Consider the following 19,251-nt stretch of genomic DNA (forward strand, 5'->3'; position numbering starts at 1 on the left):
ACACTAAACAACAAACAAATGGCTCAATATTTAGAATTTAAAAAACTGTGCTCAAAAAAGCCCTGATGGACAAAACCAACAGGGCTTTTTTCATTCTGTTAGAACAGTTCCAACTGCTGGGGTACACCTGGTCGATTGACCGTTTGGTGACTTCGAAAAAACTCCATCATCCCAAATTGCTTATCGGTCAGTGTTAACACAATCACTTCGCCCTTGGGCGCCAAAAACGATTTTACACGCTTGATGTGCACATCTGCATTTTCGCGACTGTTGCAGTGCCGGATGTAAATGGAGTATTGCAACATGGCAAACCCATCTTTTTGCAACAATTTGCGAAAGCGAGTATATTCTTTTTTATCCTTTTTGGTTTCTGTTGGCAAATCGAAAAACACAAACACCCACATAATACGGTATTGATTGAGTCCCATGATACTATTGCATTTCGGGATAAAGGATTTTTCGTGTAATCCCTGCAAAGCAATCGGCCACTGAGGCAGTGGTCCGTTGCACTCCCACCATCAAAGGGCTGCTTTTTCCTTCTATCACAATATCAATAACAGGAACTTGCAACAAGTGCCGTTTCATTTCAAGCGTCAATTCCTCACCTGTTTCATTCGCATCTACATAAGCCAACACCAACTGATCAACATAGGGACGATAAGGCTCCATGATATCGTCGGCCAAACAATACGGATTGTATTTATTGCGATGGTGAATCCCCAAAGCTGGCAACAACCCACTGCCTACCAACGAACGCGCCACAACACCTCGCAAAATTGCATAACCATAATTGAACATGGCATTGGGTTGGTCTCCAAAACGGTGACGCTTAAAGCCGGGTGGGTCAAGTAGGTTACTCCAATAATAAGCAGCAGCACGACCTTCCACATTGTCGGGGTCACCACTTTTCACCTGTCGCACAAAAAAATCCATCTTGTCGGTCGTCACCCCATTTTGAGCCAACAACGCCGCTTGGTTTTGGATTTTGGACACCACGGTTTGCTGCCAAAGGTTTTTCTTTAAAGGCAAAGACGACTCCAATTGATTGTATAGTTTTTCAGTGTATGCGTGATGCGAAGCCAAAGGCAGCATCAAAGCCTCGGGCGTGTGGCTATTGTTACAACTCAATGTGGCCACATTGTTCTCGTTCAATGCCATCAATAAGGCATGCGTAATCGTAATCTGAGGATGGTCGAGCACCACCATGCCAATGTCCTCGATGGGTACCGATGCCGATTGCTTAGTGGTGTCATTGGGTAATTCCACAACCAATTGATTGTCGCGTTTTTTCAAATACGCAGGATTGCCGAAGTAAAGCGTTCGTTTGATCATAAGATTCAGGATTAAAAAGTAGATTAAAGAGTGGTAGAACCTCTCGTCCTTACCACTCTATGTATAACTACATTGACAATGCCAAATAGTATGCCAAAAAACATCAATCAATAATTACTTGCCCCAAACGACTTACTCTTAACTTAAGACAATTAGATTTAATCTGATATCTTCCATCAATAGTGTTTTGACTTTTATTATTTGCACCAACCTCATTCTTCAGAACAGGAGAAGAATAAAAATTCGGAACAAAATGTCCTTCATTCCCAGTACAACTTACAAATTTATAAACACGCAGACATTGTTCTTTTGTCAATCCTTCATTTCCTATCACGACAGAAGAATCACACTCTTCATCCTCTGGGATATACACCAAATCATTGGGTGACAAATAAAACAACAGCCTATCGCCTGCCTCGTTGACCAATGGTACTGGCGCCAATTCGGCACGTTTGGCAGTGCCACTCTTAATAAGCTTAGCATTTTGTTTTTCAATTTCTACCACTTTGTAAAACGGTATGGTTTCGTAACTGCGCTTACCCGTTTCTTCGTTTTTGTAAATAGCAAAAAAGAGATTGGTACCTTTGGCGGCTTCAACAAATTTGGCCGATTTGTTCCCTTTATGGCCAACCACGAATTTGTTGCCTACAGGTTCGTATTTCCTTACTTTATAAATAGGTTTATGGAAACGCCCACCATTCAATTTTACAATGTCCTTATTCATTTGATCTATTCCTTCGGGTGAAAAAGCCAATTCGGGATGTTCTTTTGTTTTCCCGTTTTCAACAGTATTGTACCGATCCAGATGCTTCAACATGATTTTTTGAATGGCGGTATCTGTAATGCAGTCAAGAATGGTTCTTGAATCAAAGCTATCATCAACCGCCACTCGTGATGCAGCCAACGAACCATCTGCATAATAGACCTCAACTTTCGACACATCCACACCACCAACCTGCGAATCGTTGTCCTTGAAATACTTGGCAATGGCCTTTTTATCAGGGTGCTTGGCAATCAGCCCTCTTAAAACTTGCTTCAACGTTTTATCCACAATGACATTCACATCAATCAAGGCCATGTCAATGGCAACCGATAACGACACCGCCTTTTTCTTTTTCAAAGTAACAACTCCAGAAACAGTATCTTTGTGCATCGCCTTCCGAATGGCCCAATTGGTACCTGTTTGTGAAACTGTTACCTTTTTCATTTTCCCTTCACCATCGGGTTGCCAACGCTGGTATTTGTTTACGGCTCGGTTGATCACCCTCAGGTTTTGCTTAAAGCTCACAATAGTTGTTTCCAGTGCTTCACGGGCATCTTGGGTAAAGGTGGGCCATGGCTTGTAAAACTCCTTGGCCACGTCAATCTTCTTGCGAACGGTCTCTCCGTTTATCTTTTTCACGATCTCTTTGGGTTCAATCCTGCGAAGTTTGCGGCGCAAATCAAAACGGGTTTCTTTGGCCGATGCCTTGGCATATTCGTTATTAAGATAATTCACATGGTCGCGGGTGGCACAGGCAATCACCAAGGCATCCATGGCATGATGCCGATGGTCAATGCGCTTCTTGTTGAAACCTTTTTGAAGTTCAAGAGGCATTTGGGTTTGAAAAACCTGTTTCCCTCCCTTGTTAACCCATTGGCCAAAGTTGGTTGAGTTGGTCAGTTCGTTCAATCGGATAAAACGAGGCGCCACTATGTCGTTCCACACATCGTTAAGCCCCCAATCCTGTTTTAAAACAGTGGTGATGCTCCCATTGCTCGACACCACGCGCTTGGTGGTTGCTTCCATCTCGCCCTCCTCACGCACAATGTTTGATAAAAGTCCTTTGATGTATTTGCTGATGTAACGGCTGTCGTTCAACTGTCGGTTAATGAAATCCTCTGGGATATCCTCCATGAGCAACTTTTTCATTTTTGCCGGGTTTTGGCCAAAATATTGCTTCACAAACTGGCCATATCCCTCCATCGACATAATGGTGACTTTTTTGCCATAATTCAATTCGATGATTTTACCCTGGTTGTTCTTGATGTACTCAAAAGCTGTATTGTTGTCCTTGTCGGCATTCACCTCGGCCTCGCAAATGACTTTGTTGCTCAACGAATCATCGAAGTAGCGCGACTGTGGAATGACGTGCTCGATTTGATAATCGGACGTAAAAAGTTTAGACAATGGAATGACCTCTCCAGTGTATGGTGAACGGTATTTTTGGTCGAGCCACAATTTATAGCGTACCAACTCACTCTTGGTAGGCTGGTTTAACTTGGAGATTTTCAAAATATCATCAGGAATCTCAGATACAGACATCAGCGCCCCCTCTTCGTAAATCTTTAGTATCTCCTGTTGACTGGGTGAATAGGGTCTTACCTCCTCTATTGCTTTATCGTTCAACAATTCTGCCAATAAGGCTTTGATGCGCAGGTTGGTGTTTTCGTTTTCTGTAATTTGGGAAGTCATGCGTTTCCGCTTGTCAGCAGGATTTTTCATCTCCCTTCCCAGCTCAATGTGTATTTCATCAAAGAAATTTGGTTTACCATCACCATAGCATTGCCAAATGTCGCGAACCACCCGGAGCGTTTCTCCCACTACCTGTTCTACAATTGGGTTTCGCAAGGAATGCTGTTTAAAGTTGGCCAAAAACTTATCGATATCGGCAGGGGTTTGCCACTTTTGGGCATCCACCGATTCGGAATGCCGTCCGTACACCGCGTAACATGCCTGATAGGTGTTGAAGCCCCGTAATGGATATTTACATTTTTGAAAACTTTTGATGACCTGTTTGGGGATATCGTCATCGGCAATGTCTTCAATTGTAGTGTTTGTTGTTAACGTGGACAATCGCTCGTTTACGGCATGAAGTCGATATTTAGCATTGGCATCAACGGCATCTTCACACCAATATTTGCCCATGCGCATAAGCGGCAACAGTTTTTTAATGGCTTTTTCGGAGTAGGCGCCATAATCTTTTTTGAATGGAGGGAACTTTTTGAACTGTTCCACAAAATCATCGCCCAACTGGTATCTGATAGCAAATGATGTCAAAGCCTTGACCAATTCCTGCTTATCGTCAACCGAATAGAGCAAGTGCCACAGTTCCATCTCCACGTCAGGTGTCAAAAAACCATTAGGAACGGAACTGCATGATTTTAGTTTGGACAGGATGGCTCCGCGTGTCTCGTTACACGGATAAAGTTTGTCTTCGACATAATTCCACCGATACTTGGACACATCTTTTTTCAAGCCAAATTTGGGATACTTCAAAAATGCTTTTTGGTCAACCTCCTTGCGCTCACTTAACCAATCAAACAGTTCTACCCATGCCGCCTCATCGGGAAAAAAACGTTCAGTCACATCAACATCGGTCTCCTGTTTGCCGTTTACCACCTCATCGCGCGAATAAATCCTGAGATTTTGCATAAACTGCCACAAACGGAATTCCTGAAACAATGGATTGGATTTGGCAATGCACTTAATTGGCGAAGTGAGCTTCTGTCCTTCTTTCTTATAGGTTCGAACTTCATAAGGGCAATTGGCAATGAGCGACTTTTTACTTTTCAACGGCCGCTGGTAAAAGAGCACATCGTTCACCAACAAATGAAGGAAATCCTTGTCGGCAATACTGTTTTTGTGAGCCTCATTAAACTGGTAAAGCTCATTCAAGCATTGGACGTACAACTCTCTATCCTGTAATTCATCGTGCAACTGAATTTGCGTTTTGAGAATTTGGCTAAGTTCCTCTTTATAAAACTTGCGCTCGATGGTACGTACCAGTTTACCTTTGATTTTTTGGTCTGGGCTGAGTAACAATGTTTCATAAATATATTCGCCAACAGTCTTTCCTACCCGCTCAATGTCTGCTTCGGTTTTTTTCTTCATCAATCCCCAATCATCTTCTTTAGGGGCACGGAATGACCGACGCTCATTACCTTCTTTGTCCTTTTTTACCGAACCATCTTCGTTCACTTCTGTTGTAACAATAAACTCCTTGACTTTTCCAGTCCATTCAAAAAGAGGCACTTTACTAGAACGACGATAAATCCAGCCATTTTCGAGTTTTACCGAATACCACACTTCATCCTTCCCTTTACGTTGCTCATCGGCAACCACATCAACTACTTTTAAAGCATGATATTCAACAAGTTTTCCTTCTTTTTCTTCTTCCTCTTCACCTCGTGCCTGATAATAGCCCCTCTTTTGATTGAACTGCAATAACAACCATGCCAGTTCTTCCTTTTTTATCTTTTCGCGCAAAGCCTTTTTTCGCAGGTAATAAATTGTCCAATCATAAGGTATTTTGTTTCCATCATTCAACAGCTGGGGTTGATACAGCTGGAACTCCTTCAACATTTCATTAAACGAGTTCATAAACAAAAACTCATGCTCTCCATTTTCCGTTCGTTTGTATTGGATTTTGGGCTCCTGATTTTCTTTAAACTTGCCTTTCCGTATTGAGAAATCAATGGCCTCGGCATAATGCGTTGGCAGAAAATTAAGCAATTTAAGCACTCTCAATAACCTTTCGCGCCGTAATACAAAACGCTCATTCAAGCGCCGCATACTTCTTAAGCGGGTGCGCTCCGATGTTTGTGACTTGGCATTCCCACTGTTAAAATCGCCAATCGTCGCTTCATCCATTGGTATGATGCGGCTTCCTATTCCATCAATTTTTGTTTCCTCATGGTCAACCAATGCCCAACCTATTGAATTCGTTCCTAAATCAAGACCCAAAATTTTCTTCATTGCAAATTTGATTTTCTCGGTTAATATTTATATGTTTGAATCATACAATTTGAAGCAACTCACAATAAGGATTATTCCGTTGTGAAAACATTTAAGGCGGGGCAACTCGCCTTTTTTTATTGCCCAAATTCATTGCGTCCACAGGGGTTTAAAAATAGTCAAATACTTTATTGTTCAATATTAATTCTGGTAATAATTCCCGATCTAATGACCATATAACAGATGTTTTAAAACATACAATCTCAAAATAATTATCCCCGACAAGGTAAAAACCCTATCGGGGATATCTTTAACATACCATTCTTCACACTTCGCTTTGAATGTCATTTTTTTTCACATACACAATCACCCCCACCTGATTCTCGGGATGTTGTGTGGCATCAATTCGCTGAACACGGGTTTCAAATACGTCATGCCCCATCTCGAGTAACTTACTGATTTCGTTGTTGTCGCTACGGGGTACAAAGCCCAGTTTCTCATCACCAAAATAGATGGCCACTGCCTTGGGATCGTACTTATTGTCGGGCTCATACACCAGTCGCAGTTCGGTACCAATTTTTAAATCGTTAAACACAATGGGACCTTCGTAATACGAGAAACCCGAAATGTTAAAGTGGGTAAAGTGTCGTCTTTTCATGTGTCAATAATTTGTTTTTCAATGGCCACATGGAACTCGCCAACAATCATCCTCATGTGTGAGTTAGCTTGCTCATGGCTCGTTTCATCTGTGGATAATTTATGAACCGAAAATTACCATCGCATTTTGTCAACGAGTGTCAACACCAAAAAAACTTTGTCTAATTTTTTCAGCCAGATATAACGAAAGAGCCGTCGGCTCCAGCACCCGCACCTCTGTGCATAGCCCTAAGACAAAACGCCCCACCCCATCGAACGAACACACCGATGCCTCAAAAAGGTAGCGACCGTTACCAACAGGTTGAATAAACTGCTCTGCCAGTGGATACTCCTCCTCCAACAAGCTCTTGGCTCGCAACGACAGCTCGAGCCGCACCGGTATCTGCTCACCGCTACTGATGCGAAACACATCCATAAACCCTGCATCATGAAACGCTTGGTGATGCCACGGTTCATCAGTCACCTCCACCCGCCCAATGCGCGACGTCTTGAAGAGCTTGTTTTGACCGGTCACCGGCTCGTAACACCACACCGAGATATAATTAGTGGTGAAATCAAACGGCTCTACCAAACGATCAGTGATGCCATTGCTACTCGCCGACCGATACCCGAGCAAACGTACCTGTCGACGCCGCTCAATGGCTTCGAGCACCTGATGCACATTCTCGGCATGCGACCGTTTCACAACCGTGTGCGCAACCCGCTTAAAGTCGTACAACGAATAAAGCTTCTTCACCAGGTTACTCTTAATCACTGTCGTGTCATCAATCGCATGAATCGCCTTCCCAAGAATGTAAGCCTCCTCTTCGGAGAAATGCAACAACTCACTAATTTCCTTAAACTCCGACTGACAACGATCAATGCTCACCCGTCCCGCTTCCTGTCGAATTACCAAACCTGCCTCCTGAAACGTCTCTAAATAACGATACACCGTCCGCTCCGAAATGTCGTATTTATCGGCCAATTGAGCCTTGGTATATCGGATGTTGCCCGAAAGCAGAAGCAACATCTCAAGCATCTTACGCAACTTTTGCTGATCACTCATATTTTGTTATTTTATTTTTCAACCTTCACTTCCGTTCTCTTGAACCCATCAAACGAAACGTCATTCCTCAAACTCAAACAGATGCCAATTCTGTTTCAAATCATGGCTCTCATGCCCCGCTTCAAATGCCGCCTTATTCCCAAACCAGCTCATCACCTCATCGCGGCGCAATTGGGTTGGTTTATCCGACAGACATGTCAAATAGCTGCTCCATGGATACTCCAACGGATGTTTGCAAAAACCATAATGCACAGGATTGTGGTGAATTTTTGCCACCACATTACATAGATAATCCGGGTTATCAATGCGCTTACGTTGAAAGGGGCGCTCAAACAGGGCACCATGGGTGTTGTAAAGTTTATTAATAGCCTTTGAATAGGCGTTAAACAAATTTGAAAAGTGCTGGTGCGGTGGTTTGTTTTTTAGACCTGACAGGTCTAAAAAACCATCAGATTGACCATTTTCATCCACCCTCACCAACACATGAAAGTGATTTTTCAGCCACACCCACGCATGAGTATCAGCCACCGGCGAAACATATTTTCCGTATAGCTTCAAGAAATAATCATAGTCCTCCGGCTCCACAAACAAATCGCACCCTCCTACCCCATGGCTGTAGACGTGATACTCCCCCCCGGCATTTAAACTCTCAAATGGCTGCATCTTATTTCATATGGATGGTAAAACATTCAATCGACACATCTCTTATAACAGCTATTAAATATGGCAAAACCGCACAACTTTTAAACAAAAAACACAACCAGATGACAAAATTATCCATTTCATCTACCAACATCATCCAAAACCGCAACCAATACCCCAGTTACACCCCCCATCACCTCCATCCAAAACTTTCACTATTTTTGCACATCAACACCCTATATCTTGCATCTTGCTCCTTGTGTCTTGATACTTGCATCTTTATACTTAACATCTTACTACTCACATCTTGATACTCATACCCTGATGAACATCGCCATCATCGACCTGGGCACCAACACCTTCAACCTGCTGGTAGCCGAAACCACCCCCGAGGGTTCCTACGTCATCCGCCACGAAAGCAAGTGCCACGCCAAGCTGGGCAAGGGCGGCATCAACCACCGCACCATCACCCCCGAGGCCGTGCAGCGCGGTTTAGATGCCCTGCGCACCCACCTGGCCACCATTGCCCGCTTTGAGGTGAACCACGCCAACATTCATTGCTTTGCCACCGCTGCCATCCGCAGCGCCGATAACGGCAACGACTTCGTCAACCTCGTCAAACAGGAGCTGGGGCTCACCATCCGCGTCATCGACGGACAAACCGAGGCGCAGCTCATCTTCGACGGCATCAAACAAGTGGTGCCCATTGCCGACGAAAAAGTGATGGTGCTCGACATTGGGGGCGGCAGCAACGAATTCATCATTGCCAATCGCGATGGCGTCATCTGGAAACACAGCTTCAACCTGGGCGTCTCAAAGCTCTTCGACAAGTTCTCGCCCAACAGCCCCATCACCCAACCGGAAATCGACACCATCGAAGCCTATTTCGAACAGGAGCTGCAACTACTCTTTGACGCCCTGCAGCAACATCCCGTGCACACCCTCATTGGCTCATCGGGCAGCTTCGACACCCTGGCCGCCATGATTTCGGCCAAATACCACCCCCTGCTCGACGTCAGCAAGCTGCTCACCTATCACATCAGCATGACGCATTTTCACGAGATACACCGCCGCTTCCTGGCTTCAACCATCGAGGAGCGCGCCGCCATGAAACGCATGGATCCACATCGCGTCGAACTCATCGTGCTGGCATCCATGTTCATCCACTTCATCGTCAAACGATGCGACATCACCCAAATGTGGCAGTGCGCCTACGCCCTCAAAGAAGGCGCACTGCTCAACATCATCCATAAAAGTTCTGTTTTTAATAAATAGTAGCAAGACACAAATAGCAAGTATCAAGACAATCAAACATCGTCTCAACTCTTGATACTTGATACCTGATAAAATTTCGTTTAATTAGTACAATCGAATAATAGACAAGAAGAATTATTGACCATAGACCAATAACGTTTAGTTAAGCCCCAAGGGGGCGACAGCATTAGAGCAGGGCTAAGCCCTGTTAAATGTAGAAATCGCGCTCAAGCCATGAAAGGGGTTAAGCTTTCGCCCTTTCAGGGCTCTAAGAATGAGTTTGCATTCATCGTAGGGCGATGCCCTACGCTACTGCTTATCGCCCTTTCAGGGCATAACTTAACGATATTGAACCATAGACAGACTGATTAGACTGCGAAGACGAAGAAGACTGATCTAAATATCTTTCCTAATCTCATCATCTGTCTCAGCGTCTGATGTCTTCTTCTCTTAACGAAACGAAATTGATACTTAATGCCTGATAATAAAAAAAAGCCATGTCCAAAATCCTAGTCATCGACGACCAAAAAGGCATCCGCAACACCCTCAAGGATGTGCTCGAATACGAGAGCCACGAAGTTTCGCTGGCCGAAAACGGCCCGCAAGGTCTGCAACTGTTTGAAGCCGAAAAACACGAAGTGGTGCTTTGCGACATCAAAATGCCCGACATGGATGGCATGGAGGTGCTTGGCCGCATCCTGGCCATCAACCCCGACGTGCCCGTGATCATGATCTCGGGTCACGGCAACATCGACACCGCCGTGGAAGCCATCAAAAAAGGCGCCTACGACTTCATCGAGAAACCCCTCGACCTCAATCGCCTGCTGGTGTGCATCCGCAACGCCGTCGAGAAAAAAGAACTCGTCACCGAAACCCGCGTGCTCAAAAAACAGGTGAGCAAGACCTACGAAATGGTGGGACAGTCCGACGCCATCAACAAGGTGAAAGCCATGATTGATAAAGTGGCACCCACCGATGCCCGCGTGCTCATCACCGGCAGCAACGGTACCGGCAAGGAGCTCATTGCCCGTGCCCTGCACGAAAAAAGCCCCCGCGCCGCCATGCCTTTCATCGAAGTCAACTGCGCCGCCATCCCCTCCGAACTTATCGAAAGCGAACTCTTTGGCCACGAAAAAGGCGCATTCACCTCGGCCATCAAACAACGCAAAGGCAAGTTCGAACAAGCCGACGGCGGCACCATCTTCCTCGACGAAATTGGCGATATGAGCCTCTCAGCCCAAGCCAAGGTGCTGCGCGCCCTGCAAGAAAATATCATCTCACGCGTGGGCAGCGACAAGGACATCCGCGTGGACGTGCGCGTGCTGGCCGCCACCAACAAAAACCTACAGGACGAAATTAAAAAAGGAACCTTCCGCGAGGATCTCTACCACCGCCTCAGCGTCATCCTCATACACGCCCCGGCGCTCAACGATCGCCTCGACGACATCCCCCTGCTGGCCGAATACTTTTTGAAGAAGATTTGTGACGAACTGAAATGTCCCCCCAAACAACTCGACCAACAGGCCATCATCGAGCTCCAATCCATCAACTGGACCGGCAATATCCGCGAATTCCGCAACGTGATGGAACGTCTCATCATCCTCTGCACCGACACCATCACCGCCGAGGATGTAAAAACCTATGCCCGGCCAAATATTTAATATTTCGCTTCCCCCCACATTTTTTTTCACAAATGGCCTCTACTTTTAATTCTTATTTTTATTTTTATTAGCCGTTAATCCCTGTTTCACTTTTGCTTGAACCGGGTGCTCTTTTTTGATGAACTATTTTTCTCATAAGATGAATGAAACGTTGCAAGACCTTGATTTTCCCAAAGCCTTGAAACGAAATCTTGATACTTTTTACACCAAATGAAGAATCCCGTTCAATTCTCATACCGCATCACCCAAAACGGGATGGCCAAAATGACCTTTGCCGTCAATGGCAACCAGGTCGACTTTGATGCCACCAACCACGCCAACCCCCTCTACGACCTGCTCAACGGCATGGCCGGAATGATTCTCAACCCGGCTCACATGTGGGGCGAAGAAAACCAGGCCTGGATTGAGTGGTATGGCCAAAACGGGGCTCTCCGATGGGTGCTCACCACCCCCGACGGAGACACCCTTCAAGTAAAAATCTTTAAAATCACCGACATCTTTGACGACTCCGGCACCGACCTGGCCATCGATGCCTCCTGCAAGATGAACCTCTTTTTCTACGCCATACTCAAAGAACTCGACGACATGATCAAACAAATGGGACTCCTCAACTACTCCCAAAAATGGCAAAAAGACGAGTTCCCCGTCACCACCTTCCTATTCCTCAAAAAACAACTCATCGACAAAGGCGTCTGGGAAATTACCACACCCCAATCCTCCATCCTCGCTCAGGAAATGGATCTGCTCCTTGGCTAATACAACGTGCTCATAACCCAATCACCCAACGTCACCACACTCAGAGCCATCGGCTCGCCCCATCTTGTAAGGCTGGATTTCAATCCAGTCCACACCACCGCATCAAAGCCCCTCACATCCATCCCAGAGCCATCCGCTCGCCCAATCTTGTAACACTGGATTTTAATCCAGTCAAGTCCTCCCACCCCAACAAAAAACCTCCACAGCCCGAAAATCTGTATCATTTTATACAAACACCTCCACCCCCAATCTCCCCCAATCACCGAAAACCCCTCAATCCCCACTTTCTGAAAGCCTTACCACGCAAGGGATTCAGAAAGTTTACCCCACCCTCAAGCATAGATGGTGTATAGATGAAGCATAGATAAAGCATAGATAGTGTATGAAGAGTGCATGAACAATTTAGTTCAATAGCCCTTTTTCACTCCCCTCCAAAATTCCCAAAAAGTATAAACACCCAATCCCCCGGGAATTGGCACGCCCCCTCCCACACAGAGGCGGCGACTCTCCCCATCCTGTAAGGCTGGATTTCAATCCTGTCAAGGCCAGCCCTCCCTCACGCACTCAAAGGGCATCAAACTCCCCAAAAAACTTTCTAACTTTACCCCCTCATCACTAAATCCACTCCCGCCATGCCTAAAGACCGCCACCCCCACATCGGCATCTACGGACGCCGCAACAACGGTAAAAGCACCCTCATCAACCGACTGGCCGGCCAGGACGTAGCCATCGTCAGCAACGTGCCCGGAACCACCACCGATCCCGTGAAAAAATCCCTCGAAATCACCGGCTTCGGCCCCGTGGTGCTCGTCGACACCGCCGGCATCGACGACCATGGCGAACTGGGACTCAAACGCGTCAACAAAACCCACCACTCCCTCAGCCTCATCGACCTGGCCGTGGTGGTCATCGCCAACAACTGCTTTGACGACCTCGAAGCCCAGCTCATCCAAAAAATTAAACACTACGACATCCCTTTCATCGTGGTGGCCAACAAATCCGACCAGCAACCCCTCTCCAACCACATCGCCTCGCTGTGCGTCAGCGCCGGCGCCCTGGCCGTGGTCGAGTTCAACCAGCACGCCTCCATCGACCCCGTGGTGTCGGCCATCCAAAAAGCCATTCCCGAAGCATCATTCAAAAACCCGCCCCTGCTGGGCGACCTCATCCACCCTAACGACATCGTGTTGCTCATCACCCCCATCGACATCGCAGCCCCCGAAGGTCGCATGATTCTCCCGCAGGTGCAGGCCATCCGCGACACACTCGACAACGATGCCGTTTGCATCGTCCTCAAAGAAACCCAGGTCGATGCCTTCCTCAAAAACACCGCCATCCAACCCGCCATCGCCATCACCGACAGCCAGGTGTTCGACAAGGCCAACCAAATGATCCCCCCCCACATCCCCCTCACCAGCTTCAGCATCATGCTGGCCCGCTTCAAAGGCGACTTTGAAAACTACAAAAAGGGAACCCCGCACATCTCAATGCTCAACAACGGCGACCGCGTCCTCATTCTCGAATCCTGCACCCACCACACCACCTGCGATGACATCGGTCGCGTGAAAATACCCCGCTGGATGCGCCAGTTCACCGGCAAGGAACTCGACTTCGATGTGGTGGCCGGTCTCGATGCCATCCCCCGCCCCATCAACCAATATGCCTTGTTGATACAATGCGGCGGATGTATGATTACCCGAAAACAAATCCTCAACCGCCTCAAACCTGCCATCGACGCCGGCATTCCCGTCACCAACTACGGCATGGCCATCGCCTGGATGCACGGCATCTACCAGCGTGCCATAAAACCATTCAACAATTAATCATCTCTCATGTCTCAAAACTATCATTACGAACTGGAATTTAAGGTGCGCGACTACGAATGCGACCTCCAAGGAATCGTCAACAACAGCGTCTATCAAAACTACCTCGAACACGCACGCCATGAGTTTCTGCTCACGCTGGGACTTAACTTTCAGGAATTATTTCATCAGGGAATCGTGGCCGTAGTGGCTCGCATCGATCTGGCCTACAAAACTCCGCTCAAAAGCGGCGACCACTTCGTGGTGCGTCTCCGACTGGTCCACGAAGGTCTCAAATACATCTTTTACCAAGACATCTACCGCCTGCCCGACCAAAAAATATGCCTCAAAGGCATCGTCACCACCACCAGCCTCATCAACGGCAAACTGGCCATCTGTAACGACCTTGTCAACGCCATCCAAAAACTCCCCTGAGGCTTCACCTCACCTTCAACTGCTTGATGGCCAACACTCGTTTGTTCGTCAACCAACCCATCGCTTCTTCTTCTGATGAAAATAACCGATACTGAATGCGCGGATTATCAATCAAGTTGGCAAACATAAACCCGTAAGCCGTCATCTTGGGCTGGTTGTGCAAGTCGGCCCACACCACCTGATCAAAACACAAACTCATCTCCTCAAAAATACTCACCAACTCCTGCACCTGACCGATATCATAAGTAAAATGCCCATTCCGACAATCGTGCAACACATTCAACGTCCGGGGCAGCGACCGATCGGCAGCTATCTTCAAATAATTTTCACGCATATGCTCATAACTCAGTTGACCATTGTGACTAATCACAAACAACTGATCCTCCGACATAAATGTCCAGTAAGTCGAACCCGTGGTGGTATGAATCGCTAACATATCGACAAATTGGGGGGTTATTCTCGCTTTTTAACGATTTTTAAATTTAATCATAAAAAACATCGATTATCCCCTCTTCCCCCGAATACTGACCAACTTGCATTTTAAATAGACGAAACACCTTTTTTGAAACACCAAATGGTAGAGGCACGGCATGCCGTGCCTCTACCACATGCCATCCATTTTTACTATCTTTGCACCAAACAGCACGTTATGCGTTACCTCGATCCCAAAAACGACCTCACCTTTAAGCGCATCTTTGGCGAACACCCGCACCTGTGCAAAAGTTTCCTCAACAGCATGCTCCCCCTCGAGCCTGATGCCCTCATCGAAGAACTCGAATACCTCTCGCCCGAACTGGTGCCCGAAATCACCGTCCTCAAGCGCACCATCGTCGACGTGCGTTGCCGTGACCAAAAAGGACGCCAATTCATCGTCGAAATGCAGATGTACTGGACCGAGAGTTTCAAAAACCGAGTGGTGTTCAACGCCTCAAAGGCATACGTCAAACAACTCGACAACGCCAAGGAATACAAACTCCTACAGCCCGTCTATGCCCTTAGCCTGGTCAACGAAACGTTTGAACCCCAACTGGCCGACTACTATCACCACTTTAAAATTGTCAACCACGCCCATCCTGAAAAACAAATCGAAGGCCTCGAATTTGTCTTCGTTGAACTGCCAAAATTCAAGGCCGCCAACCTACGCGACAAACGCATGCAGGTTCTTTGGCTCAAGTTCCTCACCGAAATAGAGGACGGCACCAGCCAAATACCCGACGAACTGCTCCACGAAGCCCTCATCAGTGAAGCCGTCCACATCCTCGAATCCGGCTCCTACTCCAAAGAGCAACTCGAGCACTACGACCAATACTGGGACTCCATTCGCGCCGAACGTTCGGCCTTCCTCGATGCAGAAGAACGCGGGAGGGTTGAAGGACTGGAACAAGGGAGGGTTGAAGGTTTGGAAAAAGGAAGAGTTGAAGGTTTGGAAAAAGGGAGAATCGAAGGTATAGAAAAAGGGAGAATCGAAGGTATAGAAAAAGGAAGAGTCGAAGGTTTAGAAATCGGCTTGGCTAAAGGTGAAAAACAAGGCATTCAAAAAGGCCTGTACCTCTCAGCGCTGTTGATGCTGAACAACAAAATAGCGGTTGAGCAAGTCGCACAAATACTATCGCTCCCCGAACAGGCAGTACATCAATTGCTGGAGCTTTATCAAAAATACGGCTCTGCGGCCGAAAACCACCTCAACGAGATGGAATAACTCAAAAATCATCCATCTGAATTGACTTTCGTCTTTTAAATCACCATTTACTGGTCTAAAAACACTATTTTCATAGCCCATATACAAAAACCGGACGTTTCGTTTCCGGTTTTTCTTTGTCACACCATTTCATAATGCTTATGAACACGCAACACATTGAACTCTCAAAAGTATACAAACGCCGACATACCGACTATGACATCTTTCAGGAGCTGATGCCCTTTAAAGTGGGGCAACTGTTGCTGGTGGCCACCTATTACGACTCGTACGCCATGGTGCGTGAGGGGCGCTTTTTTGACAAAATTTTTGGCGAGTATCTCCAGCTCAACATCCTGTCGGCTCCCCGTATCACCAGTGTGGCCACCCGCGAGGAAGCTTTGGAAGCTCTCAAACAAACGGAATTCGATATGGTCATTGTCATGGCCGGCATCGACATGGTGGCGCCCGTGGAGATGGCTGCTGCCATGAAAAAGGAGAAGCCCGACCTGCCCATCCTGTTACTGGTGAACAACAACAGCGACCTGAAACGATTCAACGAAGGTGTGAAATGCCCCAGCATCGAGCGCGTGTTTGTGTGGAATGGCGACACTCGCGTGTTCCTGGCCATGATTAAGTACGTAGAGGATCTTAAAAACCTCGCCCGCGACACCGAAGTGGGCGATGTGCGCGTCATCCTGCTGGTGGAGGACTCGGAACGGTACTACTCCCGATATCTCCCTTTGCTCTATTCCATTGTGATGACCCAAACGCAAAACCTGATGGAGGAGGACAGCAACGACCAAATTCAACGCATGATGAAGATGCGCGTCAGGCCCAAAATACTATTGGTGAGCAGTTACGAAGAAGCCGTGGCCATTGTTGACAAGTACCTCGACAACCTGCTGTGCGTCATCTCCGACGTGAAATACATGAAGGACAACATCCACGATGAATACGCAGGCGTGGAACTCATCAAATACGTCAAATCGAAAGTCTCCATCCCCTGCCTGCTGCAATCGTCCGACCCGTCGAACGCCGAAAAAGCCACTCTGGTCAACGCCACCTTTGTCGACAAAAATTCCGACAACCTTTCGCAGGAAATCTCAGACTTCATCCACGAAAAGTTGGGCTTTGGAAGCTTTGACTTCCTCAACTCGCGGGGTGTGAAAATTGCCACGGCCACTAACCTGCGTGAATTCGTCAAATGCCTCGAAGAGATACCTGCCGAGTCGCTCCTGTTCCATTCCAAACGAAACGGCATCTCGGCATGGCTCATGGCACGGGGCGAAATTAACCTGGCCAAACGCCTGCGGCCATACCAGATTGAAGACTTTGATAGCTCCAACAAACTGCGCCAAACCATCCTCAACACCTTTGAACAGGTGCGCATTGAGCGCCTGCGTGGGCGCGTGGTGATGTTCGACCCGTCATTGGTGAACAACAACCGCTTTGTGATGCGCATTGGCGAGGGTTCCTTTGGCGGCAAGGGACGTGGGGTGGCTTTTTTGAGCAACTTCATCGAAAACATCGACTTCGAGAGCATCATCCCAGACCTGAACATCAGCATCCCTGCCACCACCATCATCGGCACGGCCGAATACACCAACTTTATTGAAGCCAACGACCTCTTTTCGCTCGTCCTCGATGAAGTTGACAACGAAGAGGATATTCAGAAAGCCTTTTTGAATGCCTCGCTCAGTGAAGAATTGCAAGGCAAACTGCGAGAATTTGTGGCTCACATGCACAAGCCACTGGCGGTTCGCTCGTCGGGCCTTTTTGAAGACTCCATGGTGCAGCCCTTTGCGGGGGTTTACAGCACTTATGTCATCCCCAACAACCATCCCGATGCCGAAGTGCGCTTCAACCAACTGTGCACCGCCATCAAGCTGGTGTACGCCTCGGTATTCAGCCCGTCGGCACGGGCTTATTTCAAGGCCGTCAACTACAAGGTGGAAGAAGAAAAGATGGCCGTCATCATTCAGGAACTGGTGGGACAGCGTTCGGGCGACCGATATTATCCTCACATCAGTGGCGTGGCGCAGTCGTACAACTACTATCCCTACTCGCACATGAAGCCAGAGGACGGATTCGCGGTGTTGGCCGTGGGGCTGGGCATATACGTGGTGGGAGGCGAAAAAGCCTTCCGGTTTTGCCCGCGACATCCACGTCTGGAAATGAACACCATCAGCGACCAAATAAAGGACTCGCAAACCCACTTCTATTCATTGGCGCTCGACAACAACGACTTTGATCTGGCGGCTGGCGAAGAGGCCACCCTTAACCGCCTACCCATCAAGGAGGCCGAGGAGGATGGCACCCTTCGCCATTGCGCATCGGTGTACGACTATCAGTACGACCGCATCATGAACGACTTCAGCCACAAAGGGCCACGGGTAGTCAACTTTGCCAACATCATTCAATACGATTACCTGCCCCTGTCGGGCACACTCGACATGCTGCTGCGCTTTTTTCGCGACGCTTTGGGTTCGCCCGTTGAAATTGAGTTTGCCGTGGACATGGACAAAGGACGCCGCGGCCTTCCGACCCTCTACCTGCTGCAAATCAAGCCACTCATCAGGGTCGAAAACCATGCCGACATCAACTTAGAAGAGATTGACCCGCAAAAAATCGTGCTCCAATCGAACAAAGGCATGGGCAATGGCTGCATCGACTACGTGAAAGACGTCATCTACATGGACATCACCAAGTTTGATCGCACCAAAACCGACCTTATGGCTCGCGAAATGGAAGAACTCAACAAAATGATGGTGCGAGAGAATAAAGAGTACATCCTCATTGGTCCCGGCCGATGGGGCACCCGCGATAAGTTCACCGGTATTCCCGTGCTGTGGTCGCAAATTGCCAAGGCTCGTGTGATTGTCGAAATGGGACTGCCCAACTTTCCCCTCGACGCGTCACTGGGGTCGCACTTCTTTCACAACGTCACCTCCATGAATGTGGGCTATTTCTCCATTCAACACAGCTCGTCGAACAAGGAATGGGTGAACCTCGACATTCTGGCACAACAAAAAGTGGTGACCGAAACCCACTATTTCAAGCACGTGGAATTTGAAAAACCACTCCGCATATTGATGAACGGACGGGAGCAAAAGGCCGTGGTGGTGTTTGAATAAACCGCATCCACTAAAAAATGACCGAGGCGCAACAATTTAATTTGTTGCGCCTCGGTCATTTTTTGCGTGACGATGAAAGAATAAACTTTATCCCATTGGCATTAGAAGAGAATTGCCCCACCGCTCGACACACACATG

Annotated in this window: 14 protein-coding genes; 7 read left to right on the plus strand and 7 right to left on the minus strand. The window is 47.5% G+C overall.

The genetic code is table 11. The features are described 5' to 3' along the window. Positions 1–98 precede the first annotated feature (98 nt). From cas2 to LX69_RS14880, 6 genes are all read right to left on the minus strand, one after another. On the minus strand, positions 99–428 hold the full coding sequence (gene cas2, locus LX69_RS14855; protein ID WP_245935038.1) for a CRISPR-associated endonuclease Cas2: 330 nt from the start codon (positions 426–428) through the stop codon (positions 99–101). 4 nt (positions 429–432) lie between these two features. Continuing rightward, the gene (gene cas1, locus LX69_RS14860; protein WP_111446837.1) at positions 433–1,332 is read right to left on the minus strand and encodes a type II CRISPR-associated endonuclease Cas1; all 900 of its coding nucleotides are present in this window, start codon (positions 1,330–1,332) and stop codon (positions 433–435) included. 103 nt (positions 1,333–1,435) lie between these two features. After that, a complete protein-coding gene (gene cas9 / locus LX69_RS14865) occupies positions 1,436–6,070 on the minus strand; it encodes a type II CRISPR RNA-guided endonuclease Cas9 (RefSeq protein WP_111446838.1) in 4,635 nt (1,544 codons plus the stop codon). Positions 6,071–6,374: 304 nt separating this feature from the next. Beyond that, positions 6,375–6,707, minus strand: a complete 333-nt coding sequence (locus LX69_RS14870) for an HIRAN domain-containing protein (protein WP_111446839.1) — start codon at positions 6,705–6,707, stop codon at positions 6,375–6,377. A 129-nt stretch (positions 6,708–6,836) separates the two neighbouring features. Beyond that, a complete protein-coding gene (locus LX69_RS14875; RefSeq protein ID WP_111446840.1) occupies positions 6,837–7,751 on the minus strand; it encodes a helix-turn-helix transcriptional regulator in 915 nt (304 codons plus the stop codon). A gap of 60 nt (positions 7,752–7,811) precedes the next feature. Beyond that, a complete protein-coding gene (locus LX69_RS14880) occupies positions 7,812–8,414 on the minus strand; it encodes a hypothetical protein (protein WP_111446841.1) in 603 nt (200 codons plus the stop codon). Positions 8,415–8,717: 303 nt separating this feature from the next. On the opposite strand from LX69_RS14880, the gene LX69_RS14885 reads away from it, so the two are divergent. The 5 genes from LX69_RS14885 (at position 8,718) to LX69_RS14910 (ending at position 14,301) form a co-directional block, all read left to right on the plus strand. Further along, positions 8,718–9,668, plus strand: a complete 951-nt coding sequence (locus LX69_RS14885) for a Ppx/GppA phosphatase family protein (protein WP_111446842.1) — start codon at positions 8,718–8,720, stop codon at positions 9,666–9,668. Between the two features lie 476 nt (positions 9,669–10,144). Continuing rightward, the gene (locus LX69_RS14890; RefSeq protein WP_111446843.1) at positions 10,145–11,308 is read left to right on the plus strand and encodes a sigma-54-dependent transcriptional regulator; all 1,164 of its coding nucleotides are present in this window, start codon (positions 10,145–10,147) and stop codon (positions 11,306–11,308) included. A 210-nt stretch (positions 11,309–11,518) separates the two neighbouring features. Beyond that, positions 11,519–12,064 carry a hypothetical protein gene (locus tag LX69_RS14895; RefSeq protein ID WP_111446844.1) on the plus strand — a complete coding sequence of 182 codons (546 nt, stop codon included), beginning with the start codon at positions 11,519–11,521 and terminating at the stop codon, positions 12,062–12,064. Between the two features lie 632 nt (positions 12,065–12,696). Continuing rightward, entirely contained in the window at positions 12,697–13,887 is a 1,191-nt protein-coding gene (gene hydF / locus LX69_RS14905; protein ID WP_111446846.1) for a [FeFe] hydrogenase H-cluster maturation GTPase HydF, read from the plus strand. Between the two features lie 9 nt (positions 13,888–13,896). Next, on the plus strand, positions 13,897–14,301 hold the full coding sequence (locus tag LX69_RS14910; RefSeq protein WP_111446847.1) for an acyl-CoA thioesterase: 405 nt from the start codon (positions 13,897–13,899) through the stop codon (positions 14,299–14,301). 4 nt (positions 14,302–14,305) lie between these two features. Here the strand turns inward: LX69_RS14910 and LX69_RS14915 are convergent, their stop codons facing one another. Next, positions 14,306–14,737, minus strand: a complete 432-nt coding sequence (locus LX69_RS14915) for a hypothetical protein (protein WP_111446848.1) — start codon at positions 14,735–14,737, stop codon at positions 14,306–14,308. Positions 14,738–14,950: 213 nt separating this feature from the next. Between LX69_RS14915 and LX69_RS14920 the strand changes: the two genes are divergently transcribed. Both LX69_RS14920 and LX69_RS14925 read left to right on the plus strand, forming a co-directional pair. Next, the gene (locus LX69_RS14920) at positions 14,951–16,000 is read left to right on the plus strand and encodes an Rpn family recombination-promoting nuclease/putative transposase (protein WP_111446849.1); all 1,050 of its coding nucleotides are present in this window, start codon (positions 14,951–14,953) and stop codon (positions 15,998–16,000) included. Between the two features lie 140 nt (positions 16,001–16,140). Further along, entirely contained in the window at positions 16,141–19,113 is a 2,973-nt protein-coding gene (locus LX69_RS14925) for a PEP/pyruvate-binding domain-containing protein (RefSeq protein WP_245935039.1), read from the plus strand. Positions 19,114–19,251 lie beyond the last annotated feature (138 nt).

Source organism: Breznakibacter xylanolyticus (assembly GCF_003254275.1).
In the GTDB taxonomy this organism is placed as follows: domain Bacteria; phylum Bacteroidota; class Bacteroidia; order Bacteroidales; family Marinilabiliaceae; genus Breznakibacter; species Breznakibacter xylanolyticus.